The sequence below is a fragment of the Bradyrhizobium sp. CCBAU 51753 genome, from assembly GCF_015291565.1.
GTDB classification, from domain to species: Bacteria; Pseudomonadota; Alphaproteobacteria; order Rhizobiales; family Xanthobacteraceae; genus Bradyrhizobium; species Bradyrhizobium ivorense.
In genome coordinates, this window is the sequence record NZ_CP030037.1 from 5,717,582 (window position 1) to 5,739,690 (window position 22,109).

General features: G+C 60.7%; 23 protein-coding genes. 10 read left to right on the forward strand and 13 right to left on the reverse strand.

Annotated elements, in window-relative coordinates; genetic code table 11:
• Positions 1–130: 130 nt before the first annotated feature.
• Positions 131–1,384: a glycosyltransferase family 4 protein gene (locus tag XH93_RS26055; RefSeq protein WP_194469687.1), complete on the reverse strand. Its 1,254-nt coding sequence runs from the start codon at positions 1,382–1,384 to the stop codon at positions 131–133.
• A gap of 652 nt (positions 1,385–2,036) precedes the next feature.
• Here XH93_RS26055 and XH93_RS26060 point away from each other — a divergent pair.
• From XH93_RS26060 to XH93_RS26070, 3 genes are all read left to right on the forward strand, one after another.
• On the forward strand, positions 2,037–2,507 hold the full coding sequence (locus tag XH93_RS26060; protein WP_194469688.1) for an Hsp20 family protein: 471 nt from the start codon (positions 2,037–2,039) through the stop codon (positions 2,505–2,507).
• 79 nt (positions 2,508–2,586) lie between these two features.
• Positions 2,587–3,084: an Hsp20/alpha crystallin family protein gene (locus XH93_RS26065; RefSeq protein WP_194475336.1), complete on the forward strand. Its 498-nt coding sequence runs from the start codon at positions 2,587–2,589 to the stop codon at positions 3,082–3,084.
• A gap of 64 nt (positions 3,085–3,148) precedes the next feature.
• Positions 3,149–3,343 (forward strand): hypothetical protein, encoded by a 195-nt coding sequence (locus XH93_RS26070; protein ID WP_194469689.1) that lies wholly within the window; start codon positions 3,149–3,151, stop codon positions 3,341–3,343.
• A 47-nt stretch (positions 3,344–3,390) separates the two neighbouring features.
• On the opposite strand, the gene XH93_RS26075 is transcribed toward XH93_RS26070, so the two are convergent.
• Complete coding sequence (locus XH93_RS26075; protein WP_194469690.1) at positions 3,391–5,067, reverse strand: ATP-binding protein; 1,677 nt, start codon at positions 5,065–5,067, stop codon at positions 3,391–3,393.
• Positions 5,054–6,568, reverse strand: a complete 1,515-nt coding sequence (locus XH93_RS26080) for an ATPase domain-containing protein (protein WP_194469691.1) — start codon at positions 6,566–6,568, stop codon at positions 5,054–5,056. The genes XH93_RS26075 and XH93_RS26080 overlap by 14 nt, the downstream gene beginning before the upstream one ends.
• A 296-nt stretch (positions 6,569–6,864) precedes the next feature.
• On the opposite strand from XH93_RS26080, the gene XH93_RS26085 reads away from it, so the two are divergent.
• A complete protein-coding gene (locus XH93_RS26085; RefSeq protein WP_229174182.1) occupies positions 6,865–7,503 on the forward strand; it encodes a MarC family protein in 639 nt (212 codons plus the stop codon).
• Positions 7,504–7,630: 127 nt separating this feature from the next.
• Here XH93_RS26085 and XH93_RS26090 read toward each other — a convergent pair whose 3' ends face one another.
• From XH93_RS26090 to groES, 7 genes are all read right to left on the reverse strand, one after another.
• A complete protein-coding gene (locus tag XH93_RS26090; protein ID WP_139861571.1) occupies positions 7,631–7,870 on the reverse strand; it encodes a hypothetical protein in 240 nt (79 codons plus the stop codon).
• Positions 7,871–8,063: 193 nt separating this feature from the next.
• Complete coding sequence (locus tag XH93_RS26095; protein WP_194475337.1) at positions 8,064–9,155, reverse strand: trypsin-like peptidase domain-containing protein; 1,092 nt, start codon at positions 9,153–9,155, stop codon at positions 8,064–8,066.
• A gap of 134 nt (positions 9,156–9,289) precedes the next feature.
• Positions 9,290–9,625 carry a hypothetical protein gene (locus XH93_RS26100; RefSeq protein WP_194469692.1) on the reverse strand — a complete coding sequence of 112 codons (336 nt, stop codon included), beginning with the start codon at positions 9,623–9,625 and terminating at the stop codon, positions 9,290–9,292.
• A gap of 171 nt (positions 9,626–9,796) precedes the next feature.
• On the reverse strand, positions 9,797–10,255 hold the full coding sequence (locus XH93_RS26105) for an Hsp20 family protein (protein ID WP_194469693.1): 459 nt from the start codon (positions 10,253–10,255) through the stop codon (positions 9,797–9,799).
• Between the two features lie 534 nt (positions 10,256–10,789).
• Positions 10,790–11,122 (reverse strand): hypothetical protein, encoded by a 333-nt coding sequence (locus XH93_RS26110; RefSeq protein WP_194469694.1) that lies wholly within the window; start codon positions 11,120–11,122, stop codon positions 10,790–10,792.
• A gap of 197 nt (positions 11,123–11,319) precedes the next feature.
• Complete coding sequence (gene groL, locus XH93_RS26115) at positions 11,320–12,942, reverse strand: chaperonin GroEL (protein ID WP_194469695.1); 1,623 nt, start codon at positions 12,940–12,942, stop codon at positions 11,320–11,322.
• A gap of 35 nt (positions 12,943–12,977) precedes the next feature.
• Positions 12,978–13,292: a co-chaperone GroES gene (groES, locus tag XH93_RS26120; RefSeq protein ID WP_172628135.1), complete on the reverse strand. Its 315-nt coding sequence runs from the start codon at positions 13,290–13,292 to the stop codon at positions 12,978–12,980.
• Between the two features lie 308 nt (positions 13,293–13,600).
• Between groES and XH93_RS26125 the strand changes: the two genes are divergently transcribed.
• Positions 13,601–13,819, forward strand: coding sequence for a hypothetical protein (locus XH93_RS26125; RefSeq protein WP_194469696.1), 219 nt, complete (start codon positions 13,601–13,603; stop codon positions 13,817–13,819).
• 39 nt (positions 13,820–13,858) lie between these two features.
• Here the strand turns inward: XH93_RS26125 and rpoH are convergent, their stop codons facing one another.
• Together rpoH and XH93_RS26135 are read right to left on the reverse strand one after the other, a co-directional pair.
• Entirely contained in the window at positions 13,859–14,752 is an 894-nt protein-coding gene (rpoH, locus tag XH93_RS26130; RefSeq protein ID WP_194469697.1) for an RNA polymerase sigma factor RpoH, read from the reverse strand.
• Positions 14,753–15,048: 296 nt separating this feature from the next.
• Entirely contained in the window at positions 15,049–15,927 is an 879-nt protein-coding gene (locus tag XH93_RS26135; protein ID WP_194475338.1) for an NAD(P)H-dependent oxidoreductase, read from the reverse strand.
• A gap of 90 nt (positions 15,928–16,017) precedes the next feature.
• On the opposite strand from XH93_RS26135, the gene XH93_RS26140 reads away from it, so the two are divergent.
• From XH93_RS26140 to XH93_RS26150, 3 genes are all read left to right on the forward strand, one after another.
• Positions 16,018–16,956: a LysR family transcriptional regulator gene (locus XH93_RS26140; protein WP_194469698.1), complete on the forward strand. Its 939-nt coding sequence runs from the start codon at positions 16,018–16,020 to the stop codon at positions 16,954–16,956.
• Between the two features lie 257 nt (positions 16,957–17,213).
• Entirely contained in the window at positions 17,214–17,666 is a 453-nt protein-coding gene (locus XH93_RS26145) for an Hsp20 family protein (protein WP_139861581.1), read from the forward strand.
• 124 nt (positions 17,667–17,790) lie between these two features.
• The gene (locus XH93_RS26150; RefSeq protein WP_139861582.1) at positions 17,791–18,171 is read left to right on the forward strand and encodes a hypothetical protein; all 381 of its coding nucleotides are present in this window, start codon (positions 17,791–17,793) and stop codon (positions 18,169–18,171) included.
• Positions 18,172–18,509: 338 nt separating this feature from the next.
• On the opposite strand, the gene ftsH is transcribed toward XH93_RS26150, so the two are convergent.
• Positions 18,510–20,351, reverse strand: coding sequence for an ATP-dependent zinc metalloprotease FtsH (gene ftsH / locus XH93_RS26155; protein WP_194469699.1), 1,842 nt, complete (start codon positions 20,349–20,351; stop codon positions 18,510–18,512).
• Between the two features lie 1,029 nt (positions 20,352–21,380).
• On the opposite strand from ftsH, the gene XH93_RS26160 reads away from it, so the two are divergent.
• Both XH93_RS26160 and XH93_RS26165 read left to right on the forward strand, forming a co-directional pair.
• Entirely contained in the window at positions 21,381–21,707 is a 327-nt protein-coding gene (locus tag XH93_RS26160) for a hypothetical protein (RefSeq protein ID WP_194469700.1), read from the forward strand.
• Positions 21,708–21,865: 158 nt separating this feature from the next.
• Positions 21,866–22,093, forward strand: a complete 228-nt coding sequence (locus XH93_RS26165) for a hypothetical protein (RefSeq protein ID WP_194469701.1) — start codon at positions 21,866–21,868, stop codon at positions 22,091–22,093.
• The last annotated feature ends 16 nt before the right edge of the window (positions 22,094–22,109 follow it).

The following is a 22,109-nucleotide window of genomic DNA, read 5'->3' on the forward strand; positions in this document are numbered from 1 at the left end:
TGACGCTGGCAGAGCCGCGGACGAAGTCGATCGGCTACCGGAGGTTCGCCAAAGAGTGCGGCGACCGATCGTGGACAGCCGCTTGGCAAAGGCAACGGACCCCCCAATAGCTCGTTCAGATGTGGTGCAATCAAGCTGTGAAGGCGTCCGATCGCCGCCAAGGCAACGCAACGACAACTGCATGCTCACTCAACGTGCTATGCGTCGTCGGTACCTGGCGCACCGGCATTGGAGACATCCCTGGATGTATTGGGCCCCGTCCACTGGGTTCCCTTTGGACTACAGAGTCCGCGCGCGCATGTGCGTGGGAGGTCAGATGCTCCGCCAAGCTCGACAGGTGACGCTCGGATGCGGCATGCTTTCGCAGCATCATCTGATAAAGCTTCACGTAATCGGCTGCCATGCGCGTTGCGGAGAAGCGCTCCTCAAAACGGGCGCGCACGGCCTTACGGTCCAGCGCGAGCAAATTTGGCACGGCTTTCACGGCCTCTTCCACACCATCGACAATGCATCCTGTGATGCCGTCTTCAATGATCTCGGCGACTGCCCCTCCGCGAAACGCCAAGATCGGTGTGCCGCATGCCATGGCCTCGATCATGACGAGGCCAAATGGCTCCGGCCAATCAATCGGAAACAGCAGTGCTGCGGCGTTCCCGAGAAATTCCGTCTTTTCGCTCTCATTGATTTCGCCGATGAACTCCACCCCCGGGCCGTCAAGCAGCGGCGCAATCGTATCGCGGAAGTAGGCCTCATCGGCATTGTCGACCTTCGCGGCAATCTTCAACCGCAGCCCTGTTGCGCGCGCAATTGCAATGGCGCGGTCCGGCCGCTTCTCGGGTGAAATTCGCCCGAGGAAGGCGAGATAGCCGCCGCGCGGATGATAGGTCGGCATGTGCAGATCGAGCGGCAGCCCGTGGTGCACGGTTGAGATGAAATTGGCTCGCGACAGGGGCGCGCGCTGCGCGTTGGAGATCGACACCAACGGCATCTCCGAGAAATGGGCGTAGAACGGCAGGTGGTCTCGCAGGTCCTGCCGCCCGTGGAGGGTCGTTAAAGTCCGTCCCGCCTGCGTCCGAAACAGTGGGAAGTGCAAGTAGTCGACGTGGAAGTGGAGCACGTCAAATTCTCCAGCGCGCTCCCGGACCTTGTCGAGCAGCACCATCTGGTGCGGGATGGAATTTTCAACATCTGGGTCGAGACGCAGCGCCCGCGGCGTGCAGGGAACGAGCTCGGCGGAGGTGATAGAGTCCCCACTCGCGAACAGGGTGACCTTGTGCCCCTGTCTGACCAATTCCTCCGTCAGGTAGTGCACCACCCGCTCAGTACCGCCGTAGAGCCGAGGCGGTACGCTCTCGAATAGCGGGGCGATCTGCGCGATTTTCATTCGGTCCTCCGTGCTTCTAATTGGGTGCATCGTTCTCGGCGTCAGGTCTAGCCGGCTCTGGCGAGACGGCTACGCCGACGCGGCAGCGCTATGAACCGCGGCAGGCGCCGGTCGTTCCGTGATGTCGCCATGCGCTGCTATCGTCGAGCGACGCCTCGGGCGCCGCTGTCCGGCACCGAGGGCACCTGTGGTCTTCCGCCAGCTGCGACCGAAGGCGGGCGGCTAAGCTCAAGATCCTGCGCGCGCGAAGTACCAAACCGGCTGGGAGCTCCGATATTGATACCGAGCGCGGCGAAGCACGGCGGATCACTCGCAGGAAATGACTCCAGAAGCGCCGTGTCGATCACGTCGTTTGGGACTGCCGCTGCCATGGTCACTCTCGTTGGGTAAGTACGTTTGGAGGGACCGGCTGAGACAGCAGGAACTCCTTTTGCATCCGTCTCAACTGGACCCGACCAAGACATGGGTGCGACATTGCAATTTTCGCAAGTGCCTGGAAGGCCTTGAAAAGATACGACCCGCTTCTAATTTCATGGGTAGCCGCGTAGCAATGGCGCGGCACGATCGGGCGCCTGGTACAGGGCCCGGTCATCGGGCACCCGGAAGGTGTCCGGGGTGCTCTTATCCATGTTGCTCAAAGGAGGATATGGCTATGACCACGCTTGATCTTGCTCCCCTGTGGCGAACGACGGTCGGGTTCGATCGTTTGTTCGACCTTCTCGAGGACTCCGGCCAATGGACCGGCGGGGACAACTACCCGCTCTACGACATCAAACGTGTCGGCGAGGACCACTACCAAATCTCGCTGGCTCTTGCGGGCTTCACGCCTGACGAGGTCTCCATCACGGCCGAGCAGAACACGCTGATCGTCGAGGGTCGCAAGGCCGAGAAGGGCAGCCATCAGTACCTCTATCAGGGCATCTCTTCGCGTCCGTTCCGGCGGATGTTCAATCTGGCGGAATACGTGGACGTGAAGGACGCCTGGTTTGAGGATGGCATGCTCAAGATCGATCTGGTGCGTGAGGTTCCCGAGGCGATGAAACCGCGCCGGATTGCGATCAGCACTGGTGACCACCAACAAGTCGAGAACCACCAACAAGTCGAGAACGAGCAGGCGGCGTAATACCGCTTGCATCTAGGTGCGGTTCGCGGCGCTGTCTCGCCGCGTCGCGAGCCTTTGGAAACAAGAAAGGAGAAACCCTATGGCTATCACCGATCTGATCCCTTGGGGCCGTGGTCGTGATCTGACCACCCGTCGCTCCGAAAGCTACAATCCGGTCCTGACCCTGCATCGGGAGATGAACCGGCTATTCGATGATGTCTTCCGCGGCTTTGATGTCGCGCCGTTTGGCGGCAGCTTTTTGGAGCAGTCGATGAATTGGCCGAGCATCGAGGTCAATGAGACCGACAAGGACGTCAAGGTCACGGCGGAATTGCCGGGCCTCGAGGAGAAAGACGTCCAGGTCGAACTCGCCAACGGCGTCCTCTCGATCAAGGGAGAGAGGAAGACCGAGACGCAAGACAAGGATCGCAAGTTCAGCGAGCGTTACTACGGCCGATTTGAACGACGCATCCCGATCGAAGACGTGGATCAGGACAAGATCTCTGCTGCGTTCAAGAACGGCGTGCTGACGGTCACAATGCCAAAGCTGCCGCAGGCTGAATCCAAGGTGAGGCGGATTGCGATCAACTCGAAATGAACGCGAATGAACGGGAGCGGGTCCCCGCTCCCGTTTTGCCAAAGCCCCTGGGGTGTGCCCGACCATGGACACCAAGCGGACTTGCAGTTTTGCAGGCGCCGCGGACGTGGTTGCGCATGCGCAGGCCGCGGCTCAACACATTAAGGAGCTGAAAATCGCTTGCACGAACGGCGACAAGAGCGCCGTCCGTCGATTGTTGCGCCAGGCGATCAGCGAACTCGAGCTGGCTCGAACCATGGTGCGGACCGGTCTCGACTGAGTCCGAGCGCGGCCAAGTTGCGTTCGCGTGCGTCCGGCTTGAGCAGATTAGTTGGTTCTTGTGTGCAGCATCGCATCGAGCTTGCCCGACAGTTCCCGGGAGGAAAACGGCTTGCTGAGCAGCATACTGCCGTTCATACGTTTGCCGGTTTCTTCGATGAGATCAGGATAGCCGCTGCAGTACACGACCGGCAGGCCGGGCTGCCGCCGTTGGAGTTCAAGTCCGACGTCCAGTCCCGAGACGCCGGGCATCGCGAGATCGATAATCGCCAAATCGACGGCTTGATGGGAGATGGTTGCCAGCGCAGCTTCCAGATTGTCAGCCGCGATCGCCTGGTATCCGAGATCGTCAAGCATGCTCCGCGTCGTTTCGAGCACGCCGGCGTCGTCGTCCACAACAAGGATGTGCTCCTTCGCGCCCACACGTGGAGTTCCCGATTGGCGATCTTCGTGTCCTACCACCGCTTCGGTGGATCGCGGTAAGAGAATCCGCACCACCGTCCCCCGACCAAGCTCGCTTTCAATTTTCACGGCCCCGCCGGACTGGCGGGCAAACCCGTAGACCTGCGACAATCCGAGTCCCGTTCCCTTGCCGGGCTCCTTCGTGGTGAAGAAAGGATCAAAGGCACGGGCCAGAACGTCCGGAGGCATTCCGGTGCCGGTGTCCTTCACTGCGATGGAGACATACTCACCCGGCCTAAGCTCGGCCTGCAGATCCTCCGGGACGCCGTGGAGAACGTTTGTCTTTATCGTAAGAAGTCCGCCGTCGGGCATCGCGTCCCGCGCGTTGATCGCAAGGTTGAGCAACATCAGCTCCAGTTGGGTGACATCGACCAATGCAGGCCAAAGATTCTTGTGCGTGACTACGTCGACGCGAATGGAAGCTCCCAAAGTTCTGGACAACATCTCCGCCACCGTGCCCACGAGTTGATTGACGTCCACGGGCTCCGGTGCGAGATGCTGCTTGCGCGAGAATGTCAGCAACTGCCCGACGAGTTTGGCTCCGCGCTGCGCTCCGTGCATCGCGTTCCGCACATATCGCTGAATGCGTTCATCCTCCACTCGCCGGGCGATCAGCTCAAGATTGCCGATAATCGCCATCAAAAGATTGTTGAAGTCGTGCGCAATCCCGCCTGTCAGTTGCCCGACAGCCTCCATTTTCTGTGCCTGACGCAGCGCAACTTCGGTGCGCTCTCGTTCCACCATTTCGTCTCTCAGCCGCTTGTTCGCCTCCGAGAGCTGCTCGGTCCGCTCCTCAACGCGCCGCTCGAGCGTGTCGGCCAGCTGCTTCAATTGCCCCAGGTACTGCTCGGCTTGTCGCTGCCGCCGGCGACCGCGCACTGCTGCGAGTACCGCACTCTTGAGAGAGGTCGCGGCCAATGGTCGCTCGAGCACGGTGACATGTCCAAGCAGATCGATCAATTCCGTAAGAGCCGGGCCGTTGTTGCCGGTCCTCAGCGTTAGCAGCACGAATGGAAAATCCGACCATGGTGGCTGATTTGCGATCCAATGGGCCACCGCGCCACGATGCTCGTGCACGAGCGCCTCCTCCGCAACGACCGCAGCGGCTGCATCATTGAGATTGGCCACCAATGCCGAAAGGCTCGGCTGCTCGGAAGCGTGAAGACCAACGTCGCGCAGAGCCGAGCAAACCACGCCGGCATCACGCCCAAACGGCGCCAGCACGAGCACCGGTCCGCTCGGGGTTGGCTCACGAATGTCCATTGCTCCTCGCCGTAAGTAGCGCGCCATGCTGACCGGTATAGATCGGTGAACCCGATAGGACGCCCTGGAATTCCGCCAGAGGCGGGCCGACCCGGATGCCGCGGTTATCGAGCCGGTATTCTCTGATTTCGTCTTCGTGGCGCCCAGTACGCTTCTTCAGAACGGAGATCGCGCGACGGATCTTTCCAGCGGCCTCGAAGAAGCGCAGCAGCAGGACCGTGTCGCTCAGGTAAGTGAGGTCGACACTTGATTGCATCGAACCGATAAGACCGTGCTGCGCAAGCGTCAGCATCGTCACGACGCCGCGATGGTTAAGGTAGGTCAGCATTTCGTGCATCAAGAGCAGCATGAACTGCTCGGCCGGCATGGCGTTCTGATAGCCGCTCAAGCTGTCCAGCACCACGACCCTGACGTTGTCCGCCTCGACCCGCCGGCGAACCATCCCGGTGAGCTCTCCGGGCGAAAGCTCCGCGGGATCGACCTGCTCGAGCACCAGCTGCCCTGATGCGATCGGCTGATCCAGGTGCCAGCCCATGCCGGCTGCACGTTTCATCAGAATTGCCTTGGTCTCATCAAAGGTCACAAAAAGGGCGCGCTCACCACGAGCAAGCGCCGCCATGACGAACTGCATGGCGATGGACGATTTGCCGGAGCCGGACGGCCCCATGAGCAGGGTGCTCGTGCCGCGGTCGAGACCATTGCCCAGCAATTGGTCCAGCTCGCCGATCCCGCTCAGAAGCGGTTCTGCCAGGGGCTTGCCATCGAGGTGCTCGGACGCGATCAGGCGCGGAAACAGAATTATTCCGCCCTTGCGGATGACGAAGTCATGGAAACCGCCGCGGAAGCTGCGACCCCGCATCTTGAAGATGCGCAGCCTGCGACGTTCTGCACCATATTGCAGTGCATTGTGCTCGAGCCTGATAACACCGTGAACGAGACTGTGCATATTAAGATCGTCGGCATCGTCGGTGAGGTCGTCCAACAACAGCCCGGTGCAGCCCTCCTGGGCCAGGAAATGCTTCAGCGCAATGACCTGCCTGCGGTAGCGCAGAGGGTTCTGCGCGAGCAGCCTTATCTCGGAGAGGCTGTCAAAAACCACCCGAGCAGGCGCAACCCGCTTCACCTCATCGAAGGTCATTTTCGTCGTTTCGCCGAGCTCCAGGTCGGAAGCGTAGACGACGGTCTGTTGCTGCTTCGGGTCCAGGCTGAGTTCCGCGGGGACCAGCTCGAAGATTTCGATCCCATCGAGATTCCAGCCGTGGGTTTCGGCCACCTGTCGCAATTCGTCCTTGCTCTCGGAAAGCGTGATGTAAAGACAACGCTCCCTTTTGGAGATGCCATCGAGAAGAAACTGCAATGCGAGCGTCGTCTTGCCGGTTCCCGGCTGGCCTTCGATCAAGTGGACGCGGTGCGACGCGTATCCGCCATCGAGGATGCCGTCGAAGCCGGCGATCCCCGTGGAGATCGCCTGCGTTTTGGTGCTGCCTTCAGGAATGTTCATTTGTCTTCCGATCGTCCAGGCGCGCGCCGGCCAGCAGGCGTCGCTCCGCCCGACTGGCATGGCAGGATGTGTGATTGGCGTGGTTCGCGAAGACAATGCCAAAGCCCTTGAGCAGGCACCTTGGCTCGAGCATCTCCCGGAGGGCTATTTTCGTACGAATTTCCGCTGTTCTGTCAAGCCGCTGGAACTGCCGCGGGCCGGAACCCGAATGAGAGGCTTGAGTTACCCGGTTTTCACGGAAAATCTCTGAGCACGACAGTTGCCTGACGGGCCAGAGCAAAGGGACCCGGAAAACTGTGGCTTGGAATCAGTTTGTCGGCACCATTATGCTCCTCTACGCCCTAACGAACCCGGTCGGAGCGATCCCGGTTTTCCTGGCATTGACGGGGCGCGCCGGCGCGGTGAAGACCCACCGGATCATTGTTTTGGCCTGCGCGGCAGTCGCCGTTTTCTTCGTTGGGTCTGCGATGTTCGGGAAGGAGATCTTGGCCTTCTTCAATGTCGGCCTCGATGACTTCCGGATCGCGGGTGGGCTGCTCGTTCTGGTGATCGCGTTCGAAATGTTTCAGGCACAATATGGAAAGTTCATCCCTCGCGCCGACGAGGCGAACTATAGCGAGGTCGACATACATGGTCTGGCCATCACGCCATTTGCGTTTCCCTTGCTGGTGGGGCCGGCCGAGTTGAGCATTATGATCACCCTCTCGAACGATAACCCGGGATGGCTTGGTAAGGCCTTCTTGGCGGCCGCAGCCGTGCTCGCCACCTCACTAATCGGTTTGACATTGTGGATGGCCGCTGCGATCGAGCGCTTCTTGGGGCGGACCGGCATCAGCATTATGACCCGTGTGATGGCCCTCATCATCGCGGCAATCGCCGTGAACTTTATCATGACGGGGATCAAGAGCCAGCTGCCTGGCTTGGTGAGCCGGTAGGAGGCATCCAGTGCCTGCCCGACTACGGCGTGATGTCGTTTCATGAGGATAAGTCTTTGCCACGGAGGTTGGGCGATCGTAGCTCGTCGTCAAATCGATCCCTTATCTCGAGAAGACGCGCCCGGGACTACGCCGCGGAGTTTAAGTCGCTCCTCTTGCCCCGCTCAGCCGCTGCGCGGCTCGCCGCAACAGCCATCCAATCTCGCAGCAATCCTCTGTCCTCCTTGGAAAAGGACGCCCGCCGCTTGAGATCCTCAAGGGTCTCGCCGGGATGGCATCGCTCGAAATCCTGGCGGATCAACGATTCGAGATACGCCGTCTCCGCTTGAGCGGCATCGCCCGACTCGGAACACGAATGAATCGTCATGGAAGCCACTCCCTTCCGCAGTTCTCAGCAGTTGGAGGAACTTGCCGGATTCGATCCGACTTATCTCCATCTCGGCCCTGACACCCAGCCAACATCCGGAACGACGCGACCGCGGAGGCTGACATTGAGACATCCAACCCGGTCCTGTCATTTAGCAGCCACTCCGAGCAACGAAGCTCGCCCCCCCTGGGATCTAACGCGGACGAGTGGCGTTACTCGCCTCCACTGCTGGAGCGACTCTGACAACGAGTGAGCTGGCGCGTTCGCCGCGCGCAAACGTGAGCTTCACGTCCTGGCCGACACGCGCGAGACCGATTTTGTTACGAAGTTGCGATGCCGTGCGGATCGGACGGTCATCCGCCATGATCACGATATCACCCTTCCTCAAACCTGCCTTGTCAGCCGGAGATCCCGGCGCAACCTCAGCGATCTGCGCCCCCTCGTTGCGTCCTGGATTGGCCGACCGTTGAAGGTCGCGCAGTGACACGCCGATCCGGCCACGCTCGACGCGTCCCTTGTCGACAATCTGCTCCATAACCAGCCGCGCCATATTCGCGGGAATGGCAAACCCGATCCCGACGTTACCTCCACCGGGCGAAATAATCGCCGAGTTGATACCAACCAACTCGCCGCGAAGATTGACCAGCGCCCCGCCGGAATTTCCCGGGTTGATCGCAGCATCGGTCTGGATGAAGTCCTCAAAGCCTTCTTTGCTCAAGCCGGTGCGACCCAACGCACTCACGAGGCCGGACGTGACCGTCTGGCCGAGACCAAACGGATTGCCTATCGCAAGCACGAAATCCCCCACCTCAAGCGCATTACTATCGCCGAAAGGAAGTCCCTCGAGGCCGGCGGGGTTCTGAATTTGCAGCACTGCAACGTCCGTGGGCGGGTCGCGTCCGATCACTTTCGCAGAAAGCTGGCGGCCATCCCTGGTCGTAATCTGAACGACGGAGGCGCCTTCGACGACATGATTGTTGGTCAGAACATAGCCGCGCCGAGCATCGACGATGACTCCCGAACCGGTCGAATTGACTTCCTTCTCGACCTGCCTGGGAATGTCGAAAAACTCACGAAAGAACGGATCGCGGTAAAGCGGATTGTCCTCACGAACACGGCCGTGCACGGAAATATTCACGACCGCCGGCGTCACTTGTCGAACCACCGGCGCCAATGTTGGCACAGAACCGCCCGTCTTCGGGTCCGGCACCTGAGCTATAGCCGGCTGAAACGCGAACAGCGCCACAATCAGAAGCCATGCCAACATCGTGCGCTGACCAAACATCTCGATCACTCTTGCATTGTTGTGGGATCATTAAGTCGAGGCCAGAGGCGCCCGTTGCCATGCTACGATCGGAATTGCCAAGATCGCTGCGGCGTGGCCAAGCAGAACGATGCCCAGAACGGCTTCCGTGACCATCAGAGCGACCCCGGCTGTGCGGCGGCGGCCCAGGGCCGCCGCAACCGCATGGGAACGCCACCGCCACGGGGCGGTTCGTCATCACCGCCTTCGTCGAGCTGGCGCAAGGCTGCAAGTATGTCGCTCAGCCGTACCGAATTGCCGGTGCCGGGGATCTCCCGCAAGTTGGGCCAGGATTCCACCGCGTACACGTCCGACGCCCACGATGACAGGATGATTCGCTTCTCAGGGGTCGACAGCTCCTTGTCGTTGAGGACTTCCGCTGGCGAACCGTAGTGAGCAGCAGGGTGAAAGAATGGATGCGTACCACCGCCATTAAGGTTGACCTTGTTCATGGTCTGCCTCCCTATCACTCCTTTCCAAAGGGATGGTGCTTGCGTTAAGGGCAGCGGCGCGATCCGCGTCGCCACCCGGCATGTGGGTTAGTAAGCATTGATGCTTGATGACAAGACATCCGAAAGTGTGACGCAGGTTGGCGCCACATTCAGCCGTCACGCATCAAGTGCCTAAGCCGCCTTCTTCTGCTCGATCTGCGATGAAGCAGCCGCGCCGCTTCCGATCCGGATTTTGCGCGGTTTCATCGCGTCCGGAATCTCTCGAACGAGATCCACGATCAAAAGGCCATCGTGGAACGATGCCTGCTTCACCTGAACGTAGTCGGCAAGACTGAAGACTCTCCGGAACGGTCGCGCCGAAATACCTTGATACAGATACTCGTGCGCGGCACCATCGGACTTCTTGCCTTCGATCGTGAGAGCATTCTGCTCGGCCGTCACGGAGAGATCGTTGGCACCGAAGCCTGCCACGGCCAGCGAGATTCGATAGTGATCCTCGCCGGACCGCTCGATGTTGTACGGCGGGTAGTTGTCCTCGGTCGGCTTGCGCGACATGCCGTCGACGAGGTCGGCCAGATGATCGAAGCCGACGGTGGTGCGCCAAAGTGGCGCAAAATCAAGTGTCCTCATAGCCAAGTCCTCCAGAGAGCAATATGGATACGAAGCAAGGCAGGATGGAGCTTTCGGTTACGGTCGAACGCCCAGTCCAGCGCCTCGTGCCGAGCCCCACCTGGCGCTCGACACACCGCAGTCGCGGTCGAGAAACGAACTAGAACTGACGCTCCTGAGTTCAAGAGGCCGTGCGCATTTTTTTCTGCAGCAGACGTTCGCCGGAGCTCAGTGACTACGCGGCGAAGCGCTCGGTGAGAGCGCCCTGGCGTAGATCGCTTATCACTCGCTGCTCCCGCTCAATTCGCGCTTGATAGAGCTGGCGCTCTTGCTCGCTTTTCGCAGTTCGGAGAAGGCGCTCGTAGTGGCCGATCACCTTCTGGCTGCCTCGGATGAGGAAGTCGCGGACGCCAGGCCCGACCGTTGTGCTTGAGGCCGGGTCGGAGCTCCCGCGCAGCAAATATCTCGCCGAATTCGGTCCGGACATGATTGTCGCTCGCTCTCGACGACCTTGCATAAGCGAGCGAGCGGCCTTCGCAGGCCGCTCACTGACGTTCAGCTTGTCGCCGCCACTCCGGCGGGACGGGGGGTCGGCTGCGGCCAAATACCGGTCGGCGCGGAGGTCGGCGGCAGCAAGATGTCGATCTTCATCGTTGCCGCCGCAGGCTGCCACTTCAGCCACGGCATCGTCTCGAGATACGGGATTGGCGGTAGTGGCAGTCCCGTGAAGGCGCCCTGTGTGACCTCGGCTCTCGGCGGGCTTTCCACACCGTAAGCACCGAAGGCGGTCAGGGACATTGCGCTGCCCACTACGAGAGAGAGCAGGCGTCGCCGCAGATTGCGGTTGGTCTCCGTTCGGGCGGAGAACGTACGGTGATGGCTCAGCATCTATACTCCTCCAATCGTTCGAAAACAGATCCAGGTAATGGTGACAAAGCTCAGGTAGAACATGAACCGGTGGATCGCGTCCTGCCTCATCCTGAGCTGACGACGATGAGACTTGTTCATGGGCGACTCCGTCTTTGGAAGCGGTCTTCTCTCCTCTCATTGGTCGAGCCCGGCCGTGATCGGCCGGGTTCTATTGTTCAGAAGTCCATGGCGGGAGCTGCCGGAGCTGGTTCAGCCTTCTTCGGCTTCTCGGCTACGAGTGCCTCGGTGGTGATCAGCAGCGAAGCTACCGACGCGGCGTCCTGTAAGGCGGTGCGGACGACCTTGGCGGGATCGATCACACCGGCTTTCACCAGGTCCTCGTACTCGCCAGTCGCCGCGTTGAAGCCCCAGTTGTAACTCTGGTGCTCTACAAGCTTGCCGACAACCAGCGAGCCGTCCTCGCCGGCGTTTTGCACGATCTGCCGAGCCGGCATCTGGATGGCGCGGCGAACGATGTCGATGCCGGCCTTCTGATCGGCGTTCGCCGTCTTGATGCCATCGAGCGCTTTGAGAGAACGCAGAAGGGCAACCCCGCCTCCGGGGAGAATCCCCTCCTCCACCGCCGCGCGAGTAGCATGCATCGCGTCGTCGACACGGTCTTTGCGTTCCTTGACTTCGACCTCCGTTGCACCACCCACACGGATCACTGCGACGCCTCCGGCAAGCTTGGCGAGGCGCTCTTGCAGCTTTTCGCGATCATAGTCGGAGGTCGTCTCCTCGATCTGGAGCCTGATTTGCTGGGCGCGCGCCTCGATATCCTTCTTGGCGCCCGCGCCCCCAACAATGGTGGTGTTGTCCTTGTCAATGACCACCTTCTTGGCGCGCCCGAGCATCTTTACTGTGACCTTTTCCAGCTTGATACCGAGGTCCTCGCTGATGACATTGCCACCGGTCAGGATCGCGATGTCCTCCAGCATGGCCTTGCGACGGTCACCGAAGCCCGGCGCCTTGACGGCCGCGACCTTCAGTCCGCCGCGCAGTCTGTTGACGACCAATGTCGCAAGCGCTTCACCTTCGATGTCCTCCGCGATGATCAGGAGCGGCTTACCGGACTGAACGACCTGCTCCAACAGCGGCAGCATGGTCTGCAAGCCGGACAGCTTCTTCTCATGAATCAGAACGTAGGGATCCTCGAGTTCGACGCGCATCTTCTCGGTGTTCGTGACGAAGTATGGCGAGATGTAGCCGCGGTCGAACTGCATGCCCTCGACCACTTCGAGTTCGGTATGCAGGCTCTTGGCCTCCTCGACGGTAATCACGCCCTCATTACCCACCTTGTTCATGGCGTCGGCCAGGAAGCGGCCGATTTCGGTGTCACCATTGGCCGAGATCGTACCCACCTGGGCGATTTCGTCATTGGAGGTGATTTTCCTGGCGTGTGATTTGAGGTCGGAAACGACGGCGTCGACAGCCAGGTCAATGCCCCGCTTCAGATCCATTGGGTTCATGCCGGCGGCGACGGATTTGCTGCCCTCCTTGAAGATGGCCTGAGCGAGCACGGTCGCGGTCGTGGTGCCGTCGCCCGCTAGATCATTGGTCTTTGATGCGACCTCGCGCACCATCTGCGCGCCCATGTTCTCGAACTTGTCCTCCAGTTCGATCTCTTTGGCGACGGTCACGCCATCTTTGGTGATGCGTGGCGCGCCGAACGATTTCTCGATCACGACGTTGCGCCCCTTCGGACCGAGTGTGACCTTCACCGCGTTTGCCAGTGTGTCGACGCCCCGCAGCATGCGCTCTCGGGCCTCGGTTGCGAACTTCACGTCCTTGGCAGCCATTTTGATCTCTCCTTTCCTCTATGACTGTCAGCGCACTATGCTGCCTTCTTGAGGGTGCCCGCCTCGTCCATGACACCCAGAAGGTCGCTTTCCTTCATGATCAGGAATTCCTCGCCGTCGATCTTGACCTCTGTACCAGACCACTTGCCGAACAGGACGCGGTCACCGGGCTTGACGTCGAGTTGAACGAGCTGGCCCTGTTCGTTGCGTGCGCCGGGGCCAGTGGCGACGATCTCGCCCTGCTGCGGCTTCTCCTTTGCGGTGTCTGGAATGATGATGCCGCCGGCGGTTTTCTCTTCGGCGTCGAGACGTCGCACGAGCACGCGATCGTGCAAGGGACGGAAATGCATGCACATCCTCCTTGGGTAGGTTCAGCGATGTCCAAAACCGGGTCCATAACGGCCCCCGGGCGAAAATCCACCTAGGAGCGAGGGTTCTACTTTCAAGAGGAAGGAAGCAATTTTTTTTTGCGGCGAAGGCCGGCTCGTCGATATCGTTTGCGGCTCGCAACCCGGAGTATTTCCCCACGTCCAGAGTCACTCGCCGCACGTTGAAAATTGAGACCATCAAACCGAGATGTTGTCTCGGCTGCAGAACAACTCTGCGCAGCAAATTGGAGCATCGTCGAAAAGGAGGGTAACCAGCGATGCGGAGCTTAATGGTACTTGCTGCTCTGCTCGGGATGGTGGTTTCGCTGCAGGCGAAAGAAGCGGATTCGTCGCGAGCAGTGCGAAGCCCCGAGGCCACCGTTAAGCAGCTTGTCAGCGATCAAAGCGGCCAGCCCGCGGGCAAGCCCGCAAGAACAAGGTCCGATGGCCGTAAGAACCGTGATTTCTCGGCGGAGATCATCGTGCCTGATATCTGCACCGGCTGCTGATCCATCGATCAGCAGCCGGCCAGCGGCTTCTGTTTGCTTCTAGTATGCGCTCGCTGAAGCAGCCTCAAGCTCCGGAAGGCGTGCGCAGAGCATCTGCTTGATACGCTTCAACGCACGCTGCTCGATCTGGCGGATACGCTCACGAGAGATACCGAAGGTATTGGCAAGATCGTCAAGCGTTCTTTGCTCTTCAGCCATGTAACGGGCTTCGACGATGGTGCGTTCTCGCGGAGAAAGCGCACTCAGCGCCTCCGAGAGTGCGGCCTTCTGCCGTTCTCGATCTCCGGCCTCAACGAGCAGGGTTTCAGGATCAGGAGATGAATCGGCGACTCTGTCCTGCCACTGTTCGCCTTCTTCGTCACTGAGCTGAACATTCAGTGTCATGTCGCCACGGATCCGCCCGTTCATCTCGACGACGTCGGTTTCCTTGACCTGAAGATGGTCAGAGATCTGCTTCACCAGCTCCGGCGAAAGCTCGCCATCGTCCGGCGCACCAAGGCGTCTTTTCAGCTTTCGAAGGTTAAAAAACAGCTTCTTTTGCGCCGTGGTTGTGCCGAGCTTGACCAGCGACCACGATCTCAAGACGAATTCCTGCACGGACGCCTTGATCCACCAAGCGGCATAGGTCGCCAGGCGAAATCCCTTCTCAGGGTCGAACCGCTTGACGGCCAGCATCAATCCGACGTTGGCTTCCGAGATGAGGTCGGCGATGGGCAATCCATAGCGCCGATATTTCAGCGCGATCTTGGCAGCCAGTCGCAGATGGCTTGTCACGAGCCGGTAGGCAGCTTCGCGATCACCAGAATCCCGAAGACGCCTCGCATACATCACTTCTTCGGATGCATCGAGCAGCGGGAAGCGACGGATCTCTTGCAGATACCGGGACAAGGCGGCTTCCGAATGGATGGCAGGCAGGGCTGACTTGATTGACATGACTTGCCCTCCTTCAGAAGCCAAAGCCGCTCTTGAGTTCGAACGGGCTGCCAAAGGGAAGATGCAACCGCGCGAGCCCACCGAGGTGAGCGAGACCGGTGGACTGCAAGGTGAAGGGACAGGTGGCTTTCATATCCAAATCCTCCATGGAGCAAAATGGTACGACCCGCCGGGTTGCCTGACCTTGGTTGGGCCCAAAGGGCGCCCAGCGACACTCAGGCCGGCGGCGCCAAAAGAACTGCGAAGCGAATGGGTTGTTCCCCATTTCGACTAGCCATTAGTCGGAAAAATCGTCCTCATTTCGCAAGATCATTGACCACCGTACCGGCACCGCCGGCAGGACGAGGAGACGAGCCCAACGAGTGGAGCTTACCGTCCCGCCCGGCGCCACCCGCCCGATCGAGGTGAAGCGCAAATCCGCTTGCCCCTGGCCCCTCGAGCCCGGCGCGGAGCTGCATGCTCGGGATCAGGTAATCGCCACCATTCTGTCGCCGGTACGGAATGGGCGCTGCGGTTGCGAGCGCGCGCATCCGCTCGCGCAGGGCTTCGGCAATCGGCGCAAAACCGGAATGGTCGAGCCGGTCCGCCCGATAGACCACGAACGGCGGAAGGACGTCATAACCCGGATAGTGGAGAATGCCGTGATTGATGGGAAAGAGCAGGTCGTCGATCGGCCCGTTGACGCCGCGACTGGAATAGTGCTCTTCCCAGCCGCCGGCGGTCACGACCAGCATCGCGCGCTTGCCCTTCAAGGTTCCGTCGCCATAGCGATCGCCCCACCGCTTGTCGCTATGTTCGCCGACCCCGTAGGCAAAGCCGTAGGCGAACACCCGGTCGACCCAGCCCTTGAGGATCGCCGGCATCGAAAACCACCACAGCGGAAATTGCAGAATCAGGACATCCGCCCACAGCAGCTTTTCGATCTCGGCTCTCACGTCGCCGGTCAACGTGGAGGCCTCAAAAGCCTGCTTGGAGGCCGCGGCCGGCTTGAGCTGCTCACCTTGGGCCAACGACGGAAAGTCGGCCCGGTCGACCTCCGATTTCCAGCCCCGGGCATACAGATCAGACACCTGCACATCGTGGCCGAGCCGCCTGAGCTCCCTGACAGCGACGTCTAGCAGCGCGCCGTTCAGCGAGCGCGGCTCCGGATGGGCGAAGACAATCAACACTTTCATGACAGCACTTCCTGATGAGTGACGTTGATCAGGTGGCACGCGAAGCCGCGATCCGGTAGATGCAGACAATGGATAGGATTATGCCGAAAAATGGATAAATCAGAAGTCACGCTGGAGCGTATGCGCAGCTTCGTCCGGGTCGCCGAACGGGGCAATCTATCCGCGGTCGCGCGCGAACTGGGAGTCGGCCAGTCCACGGTGACGCGCCATTTGCGGGAGCTGGAGGACGCGGTCGGCGTGGCATTGCTCAGCAGAACCACGCGCCGGGTGACAATGACTGAAGAGGGGGCGCGCTACTATCGCCACTGTGTCCAGATCCTCCGCCAGGTCGATCTGGCGGGCGAGGAGGCGCGCAGCACACGCGGCGCGGCAGCCGGTACAGTGCGCATCTCGTGCACCGCGGCCTTCGGCGTGCTGCACGTGAGCCGTTTCATATTCGCGTTTCAGGATCGCTACCCTGACATCGTGGTTGATCTCAGCTTCACCGATGAACGGATCGACCTCGTGCGCGAAGGGGTCGATATCGCCATCCGGCTCGGGCCACCCGGTGATAGCTCGATGAAGCTGAAAGCCCTGGGCCAATCCCGGCGCGTGCTCGTTGCCGCACCTCACTATCTCGCCGCCCGCGGCAAGCCAGCAAGCCCGCACGAGCTGGTCGGCCACGAAGGTGTCAGGATGTCCAACATCGCAGGGAGCGATCTGCTCGTACTCCATGGTCGCCGCGGCGGCCGCAACGTGGTGCCGTTCGGTGGCCATTTGCGCGTCGATCATGGACTCGCCGCGCGAGAAGCGCTGGCCGCGGGACGCGGGATAGCGCCCGCGCACCTATGGCTCGTGGAGGATCTCATTGCTGCCAACAAGCTCGAAGTGGTGTTGCCTGACTTCTCCCCGCCTCCGGTTCCGCTGAACATGCTGCTCGTACCCGAGCGGACGGGCATCTCCCGGGTGCGCCTGCTGGCCGACCACCTCGCCGAGCAGATCGCACGTACGCCCGGCATTGAGAAGCCGGCGGTCGGTGGCAGGATGTGAAGTCCCTCGAGCTTCGTCGAGCCGTGGCCAGGCACGGCGGAAGTGTAGTTCCTTTTTGCTTGGTACTCGATTTGGGCGTGGTTCTCGACTTGGGCGCGCCCGACATCAGGCCTTGAAACTGACCGAGCCCGTTCTAATTCCAAGAGTGCAGCGCGCTCGGTGCGCTGCTCCGGGTGCCTTCTGAGGACCCGGTTATCGGGCGCCGGATACGGTGTCCGTGCGCTCGTAACCATATTGCTCGAAAGGAGGATGTGGCTATGACCACCTTTGACTTCAGCCCGCTCTGGCGATCGACCGTTGGCTTCGATCGCGTGTTCGATCTGCTCGAAGATTCCGCCCAATGGACGGGCGACAACTATCCGCCCTACAATATCGAGCGGACGGATGAGGACCACTATCAGATCTCGCTCGCTCTGGCCGGCTTCTCCCCCGACGAGGTGACCATCACGGCGGAGCAGAACGTGCTGACCGTCGAGGGCCGCAAGGCCGACAAGGGCCCCCATCAGTTCCTGTACCAGGGAATCTCGTCCCGCCCGTTCCGGCGGCAGTTCAACCTGGCCGAATACGTCCAGGTGAAGGGCGCTTCCCTCGTGGACGGCATGCTCAAGATCGAGCTTATCCGTGAGGTCCCTGAGGCCATGAAGCCGCGCCAGGTTCCGATCAAGGCCGGCAACGACAACCAGAAGCTCGAGCACAAGCAGATGGCCTAGGCCTTTGCCCGGCGATCCTTTCTCGCCGCGCGGCCCGTTCCGCGCGACGAGGGAGCCTGCCTCCATTGGCCGGCCAACCAGTGCTGTTTGACAACTTCGACGCACAAGATTTCGGAAGACAGCCATGGAAACTTGGACCTCAACGAACCTCCAGCAGATCGAGCACAGGCTACTTGCAGCGTTCGAACGCCACGGCCGTGATGGCCGAGCCATGACGCTCGAGAGCCTGGCCGCCAGCACCGGCATGGTTGGGCGCGCAAACGAACTGGCACTTGCCTTGAAGCATCTCGCGGCGCGTGGGCTCATCAGGCGAGCGGGCGAAGATCCGATACCCGGCACTGCAATCGCATTTCGTCTTGCCAGGCCGATGTCGTGCGGCCGGATCGACAAGGCGGAAGACCAACCCGCAGCGACCGGCTCGCCTTCAAGTCCAGCGGAGCCGACGAGATCGCGTGAGGCGGCGAAATCAGCACCGCCACTCCAGGCCAGCGTCCCAGCAAAGTAAACTGCGAAAGACAGGTGCGTTCATATTCTGGAACCGAGCTGCGAATGCAGACGTTGTCTGCTCGGTCAACCGGGTTGTGACGGAGATGGACGACTATCGAGATCTGATGACTGCTAGCCTTGCGCTCGTGTGTGCCGGCATCATGTTGCTTGCGGGCCAGCTCTATATCGAGCACCATCCTGTACAAGACAGCCAGCGAGTCCATTCCCAGCCGCAGCCTCCGGCCCTGGTCTCGCACGCGCCCTCTTCACACGAGAACACGGCTGGGCCGCGCCAAGGCATTGAGAAGGACAGCACTAGTTGAGCGCGCGGCAGTCTGCCGATCTGCACAATCCTGTTTAAACCGCCCGCAGGCTTTCCTTGGGCATCTCCCGGATCAGCGCGTCGATGTCGCCCTGCTCCAATGTTTCCTTTTCCAGGAGCTTCTGGGCCGCGCGGTCGAGGATCGAACGGCGCGTCGTCAATATGCCTTCGGACCGCTCAAGAATGCGATCGACAATGTCCTTGACCTCGCGATCGACAGCGGCGGCGGTTTCCTCCGCATAATCACGCTCACGGACCGGATAAGGCCGGTCCGCATTCGCCAGGAAATTGCCGGGGTCGCGGTCATAGGCGACGCTGCCGAGCTTTTCCGACATGCCGTAGCGCGTCACCATGCTGCGGGCGATGTCCGTGACGCGGCGCAGGTCATCCGCCGCCCCCGTTGAGAGGTGACCGAAGACGATCGATTCCGCCGCTCGGCCGCCCAGCAGGACCGCCATCTTGTTCTCGAGCTCCTCCTTGGTCATCAGGAAGCGATCTTCAATAGGGCGTTGAATGGTGTATCCGAGGGCGCCGACCCCCCGAGGGATGATCGAGACCTTGTGCACCGGGTCGACGCCGGGCAGCGAGAGCGCGACCAGCGCGTGGCCCATTTCGTGATACGCGACGATTTCCCGCTCTTTGGGATTGAGCAGTCGATTGCGCTTTTCCAGGCCGGCGATCATGCGCTCGACGGCATTGTTGAAGTCACTCATGCTCACGGAATCGCCACCGCGTCTTGTCGCCAGAAGGGCCGCCTCGTTGACCAAATTGGCGAGGTCGGCGCCGGTAAACCCTGGTGTCAGTGCGGCGACAGCGTCCGCCGCCGCGTCAGGCGCGACCCGCACCTTCTTCATATGAACCTTGAGAATCTCGATGCGGCCTTTCTTGTCCGGGCGATCCACCAGCACTTGGCGATCGAAGCGGCCCGCCCGCAGCAGAGCGGGATCAAGGATTTCCGGCCGGTTGGTCGCGGCCAGGATGACAAGGCCTGAACGGGAATCGAAGCCGTCGAGTTCGACCAGGAGCTGGTTCAGCGTCTGTTCCTTCTCGTCATGTCCGCTGGCAAAGGGGCCGATGCCGCGGGCCCGGCCCAGAGCGTCGAGTTCGTCGATGAAGATAATCGCAGGCGCCTTTTCGTGCGCCTGTTGAAACAAATCCCGCACGCGCGCGGCACCGACGCCGACGAACATTTCGACGAACTCCGACCCCGAGATTGAGAAGAACGGCACCCTGGCTTCGCCAGCCACCGCTTTCGCCAGTAGCGTCTTGCCGGTTCCGGGCGGCCCGACCAGCAGCACGCCTTTGGGCATGCGACCACCGAGCCGGCCATAGTCGGTGGGGTTCTTCAGGAAATCGACAACCTCCCGAAGTTCGTCCTTGGCTTCGTCGACCCCAGCAACGTCAGCAAAGGTGATGCCGGTGTTGGATTCGACGTAGATCTTGGCCTTGCTCTTGCCGATTTGCATCAGCCCGCCGCCAAGACCCCCGCCTTGTGCTATGCGCTGGCCGATGTACCACCAGATGCCGAAGAACAGCAGAACCGGCACGATCCATGAGAGCAGGTCGCGAACGAACGTGCTCTCGAGTTGCCCGGTGAAACGCACGTGGTATTTTTCAAGCTCCTGTGCCACGTCCTGGTCGACGCGCGTGGTCATGAATTGCTTCTGACCTCCAGGCAGCGGCTCCTTCAGGATCCCCTGTACGGAGCGATCGGAGATGCCGACGCTGTCAACCTTTCCGTCGCGGAGCAGTTGCTGGTACTCGCTGTAGGGGATAACGGCGATCCTGTTCGCCGTTACCACCGCGTACTCGATGAAGAACAGCGCACAGAGGGCAAAAATCGCGTAGGCGACGTTGAATCGGCTCTTTTTGGTCATGCATAAAGCTCGAGTTGTCTCCGGAACAACCGGAGAGGACGAGCTTGGTTTCAGCAGTCAGCGTCGTGTTACTCGGCTGCTCGGTCGGACGCTGGATGCATGCGTGCAGACCTCGACAGAAGGCCCGGCGGGGGCCGAGCCTTGTTGTCATCACCAGTACCAGAACGGATAAACCGGCCGATAGTAGCGAACCACCCGGTACGGGGGGCCGTAGTAGTAGGGTGGTGGGCCGTAGACCGGTCCATAGTAGACCGGGGGTGCTGTGGCAGCCGCCAGTGTTCCGGCGAACAATCCGAGAGCAAGTCCGGGCCCAATTCCCGGACCGCCCCAGCCATGGTGATGCCAATGAGCGGCCGAAGCAGGGGCAACCGATCCAATGAGGAGCGTTGCCGCCGCGACGACTGCAAGAGCAAGCTTTCTCATGTCCCTTTCCTCAACTTCTTAAGCGCTCCGCGCGCTTGCTTGTTTTGTCGTGCTCCAATTAGCCGAAGCTCGGTTCGGCTATACAATGAATTAGAACCGTTCGGAGCGAGTTCAAGTAACTCGTTGACTAAAAGGGGTCTAGAACCACGATGTGACGCAAACAATTTCGCGAGCCCAGCACGGCGGCGACAAGTACATTGATCGAGGACCGAAGCTGCCTATTCGATAGCTTAGCACCATGCTCCGCGCGGTGTCGTCACCTGGCGCAGATCGTCGGCCACTCCCGTCGATAGACGACCAACACGATTAATTCAGCTGCAGGGCCCGCCGACCAGCACGTCGATAAGATGATTGCCGCTACCTTTTCGTGTGCCTGCTGGAAGAGATCCCGCACCCGTGCTGCGCGTGCTCTGCAGGTGCGATCGGAAATGCCGCGGCATCGACTTTCCCCGATGCCGTAACTGCAGGTATTCGCTATAGGGAAAGACGGCCACTTGTCTGGCCGTCGCCATGAAGAGGCTCTGACGGAGCCAAGGACGGCTCCCCGTCGGCCGATCTCAACCGTTTAGATGCGGCGGTAGCCCCACCTTGGGAGAGGCCCCACCCTTGCGCTACGGTGCGCCGCAAGCCCGTCGACCACCACCTTGGCTTTTAGCGTTCGGCTCGTTCGTAGACCTCAACGTCGTATGTAAAGCGCAATTCAAGCAAATTGAGGCTCCTTCTCGTCTAGAACCTATCGTCCGCGAGTTAGTCGTCGATGCTATTCGTGAAACAGGGTTCGACGTCGTCCAGGCCGCTAATGGCGAGGAGGCGCTGAGCTCATGGGAGCGGCGATCTGCAGATGCCCTGCTGACCCACGTGGCGCGTCCGGAGAAAATGGACGGTGGCAGATCGCAGAGCACCGCCGAGAGCATGATCCGAGTTTACCTGTGATCTATATCCGGGCTTTCGCGGGTCCCGCCGCGCTCTGTGTCGGGCAGTGGTGTTCCAGGAACCTTGTGGCACCGCGCAGGTCGTGCGAGCCGTCAGGGGAACAGAGAGCAAGGCTGGGCGTTTCTGAAAAAAGAGGGGCGAGTACGCGGGAGGGAGCAATGGCTGCTGATGCCATAGCCCAGATCAAGATGGGTACAGAAGCTTTGGTGCTGTGTATTGCAGGTGCTTTGTGCGAGCGCGATCCATCGCTCTTGCGGGCATTCCGAGAGAGAATGGAGACGCTTTACCAAATCCTAGATGATCGCGGAGACCATGAAGCGGCCGCCATGGTCAGTGCGCTCGGTAGAGCGTTGATCGATCCAGCGTACAAGCCGCCTTCGCATTGACCGTGGATTTCCGCAC

What these genes read in the sequence shown, in the direction of transcription:
- XH93_RS26145 (WP_139861581.1), top strand. Translation starts at nt 17,214, where the DNA reads ATGACCACCTTTGACTTCAGCCCGCTCTGGCGATCGACCGTTGGCTTC.
- XH93_RS26165 (WP_194469701.1), top strand. Translation starts at nt 21,866, where the DNA reads ATGGCTGCTGATGCCATAGCCCAGATCAAGATGGGTACAGAAGCTTTG.
- XH93_RS26105 (WP_194469693.1), bottom strand. Translation starts at nt 10,255, where the DNA reads ATGAGGACACTTGATTTTGCGCCACTTTGGCGCACCACCGTCGGCTTC.
- XH93_RS26095 (WP_194475337.1), bottom strand. Translation starts at nt 9,155, where the DNA reads ATGTTTGGTCAGCGCACGATGTTGGCATGGCTTCTGATTGTGGCGCTG.
- XH93_RS26135 (WP_194475338.1), bottom strand. Translation starts at nt 15,927, where the DNA reads ATGAAAGTGTTGATTGTCTTCGCCCATCCGGAGCCGCGCTCGCTGAAC.
- XH93_RS26060 (WP_194469688.1), top strand. Translation starts at nt 2,037, where the DNA reads ATGACCACGCTTGATCTTGCTCCCCTGTGGCGAACGACGGTCGGGTTC.
- XH93_RS26065 (WP_194475336.1), top strand. Translation starts at nt 2,587, where the DNA reads ATGGCTATCACCGATCTGATCCCTTGGGGCCGTGGTCGTGATCTGACC.
- XH93_RS26150 (WP_139861582.1), top strand. Translation starts at nt 17,791, where the DNA reads ATGGAAACTTGGACCTCAACGAACCTCCAGCAGATCGAGCACAGGCTA.
- XH93_RS26070 (WP_194469689.1), top strand. Translation starts at nt 3,149, where the DNA reads ATGGACACCAAGCGGACTTGCAGTTTTGCAGGCGCCGCGGACGTGGTT.
- groES (WP_172628135.1), bottom strand. Translation starts at nt 13,292, where the DNA reads ATGCATTTCCGTCCCTTGCACGATCGCGTGCTCGTGCGACGTCTCGAC.
- rpoH (WP_194469697.1), bottom strand. Translation starts at nt 14,752, where the DNA reads ATGTCAATCAAGTCAGCCCTGCCTGCCATCCATTCGGAAGCCGCCTTG.
- ftsH (WP_194469699.1), bottom strand. Translation starts at nt 20,351, where the DNA reads ATGACCAAAAAGAGCCGATTCAACGTCGCCTACGCGATTTTTGCCCTC.
- XH93_RS26125 (WP_194469696.1), top strand. Translation starts at nt 13,601, where the DNA reads ATGGTACTTGCTGCTCTGCTCGGGATGGTGGTTTCGCTGCAGGCGAAA.
- XH93_RS26090 (WP_139861571.1), bottom strand. Translation starts at nt 7,870, where the DNA reads ATGACGATTCATTCGTGTTCCGAGTCGGGCGATGCCGCTCAAGCGGAG.
- XH93_RS26055 (WP_194469687.1), bottom strand. Translation starts at nt 1,384, where the DNA reads ATGAAAATCGCGCAGATCGCCCCGCTATTCGAGAGCGTACCGCCTCGG.
- XH93_RS26140 (WP_194469698.1), top strand. Translation starts at nt 16,018, where the DNA reads ATGGATAAATCAGAAGTCACGCTGGAGCGTATGCGCAGCTTCGTCCGG.
- XH93_RS26080 (WP_194469691.1), bottom strand. Translation starts at nt 6,568, where the DNA reads ATGAACATTCCTGAAGGCAGCACCAAAACGCAGGCGATCTCCACGGGG.
- XH93_RS26075 (WP_194469690.1), bottom strand. Translation starts at nt 5,067, where the DNA reads ATGGACATTCGTGAGCCAACCCCGAGCGGACCGGTGCTCGTGCTGGCG.
- XH93_RS26110 (WP_194469694.1), bottom strand. Translation starts at nt 11,122, where the DNA reads ATGCTGAGCCATCACCGTACGTTCTCCGCCCGAACGGAGACCAACCGC.
- groL (WP_194469695.1), bottom strand. Translation starts at nt 12,942, where the DNA reads ATGGCTGCCAAGGACGTGAAGTTCGCAACCGAGGCCCGAGAGCGCATG.
- XH93_RS26100 (WP_194469692.1), bottom strand. Translation starts at nt 9,625, where the DNA reads ATGAACAAGGTCAACCTTAATGGCGGTGGTACGCATCCATTCTTTCAC.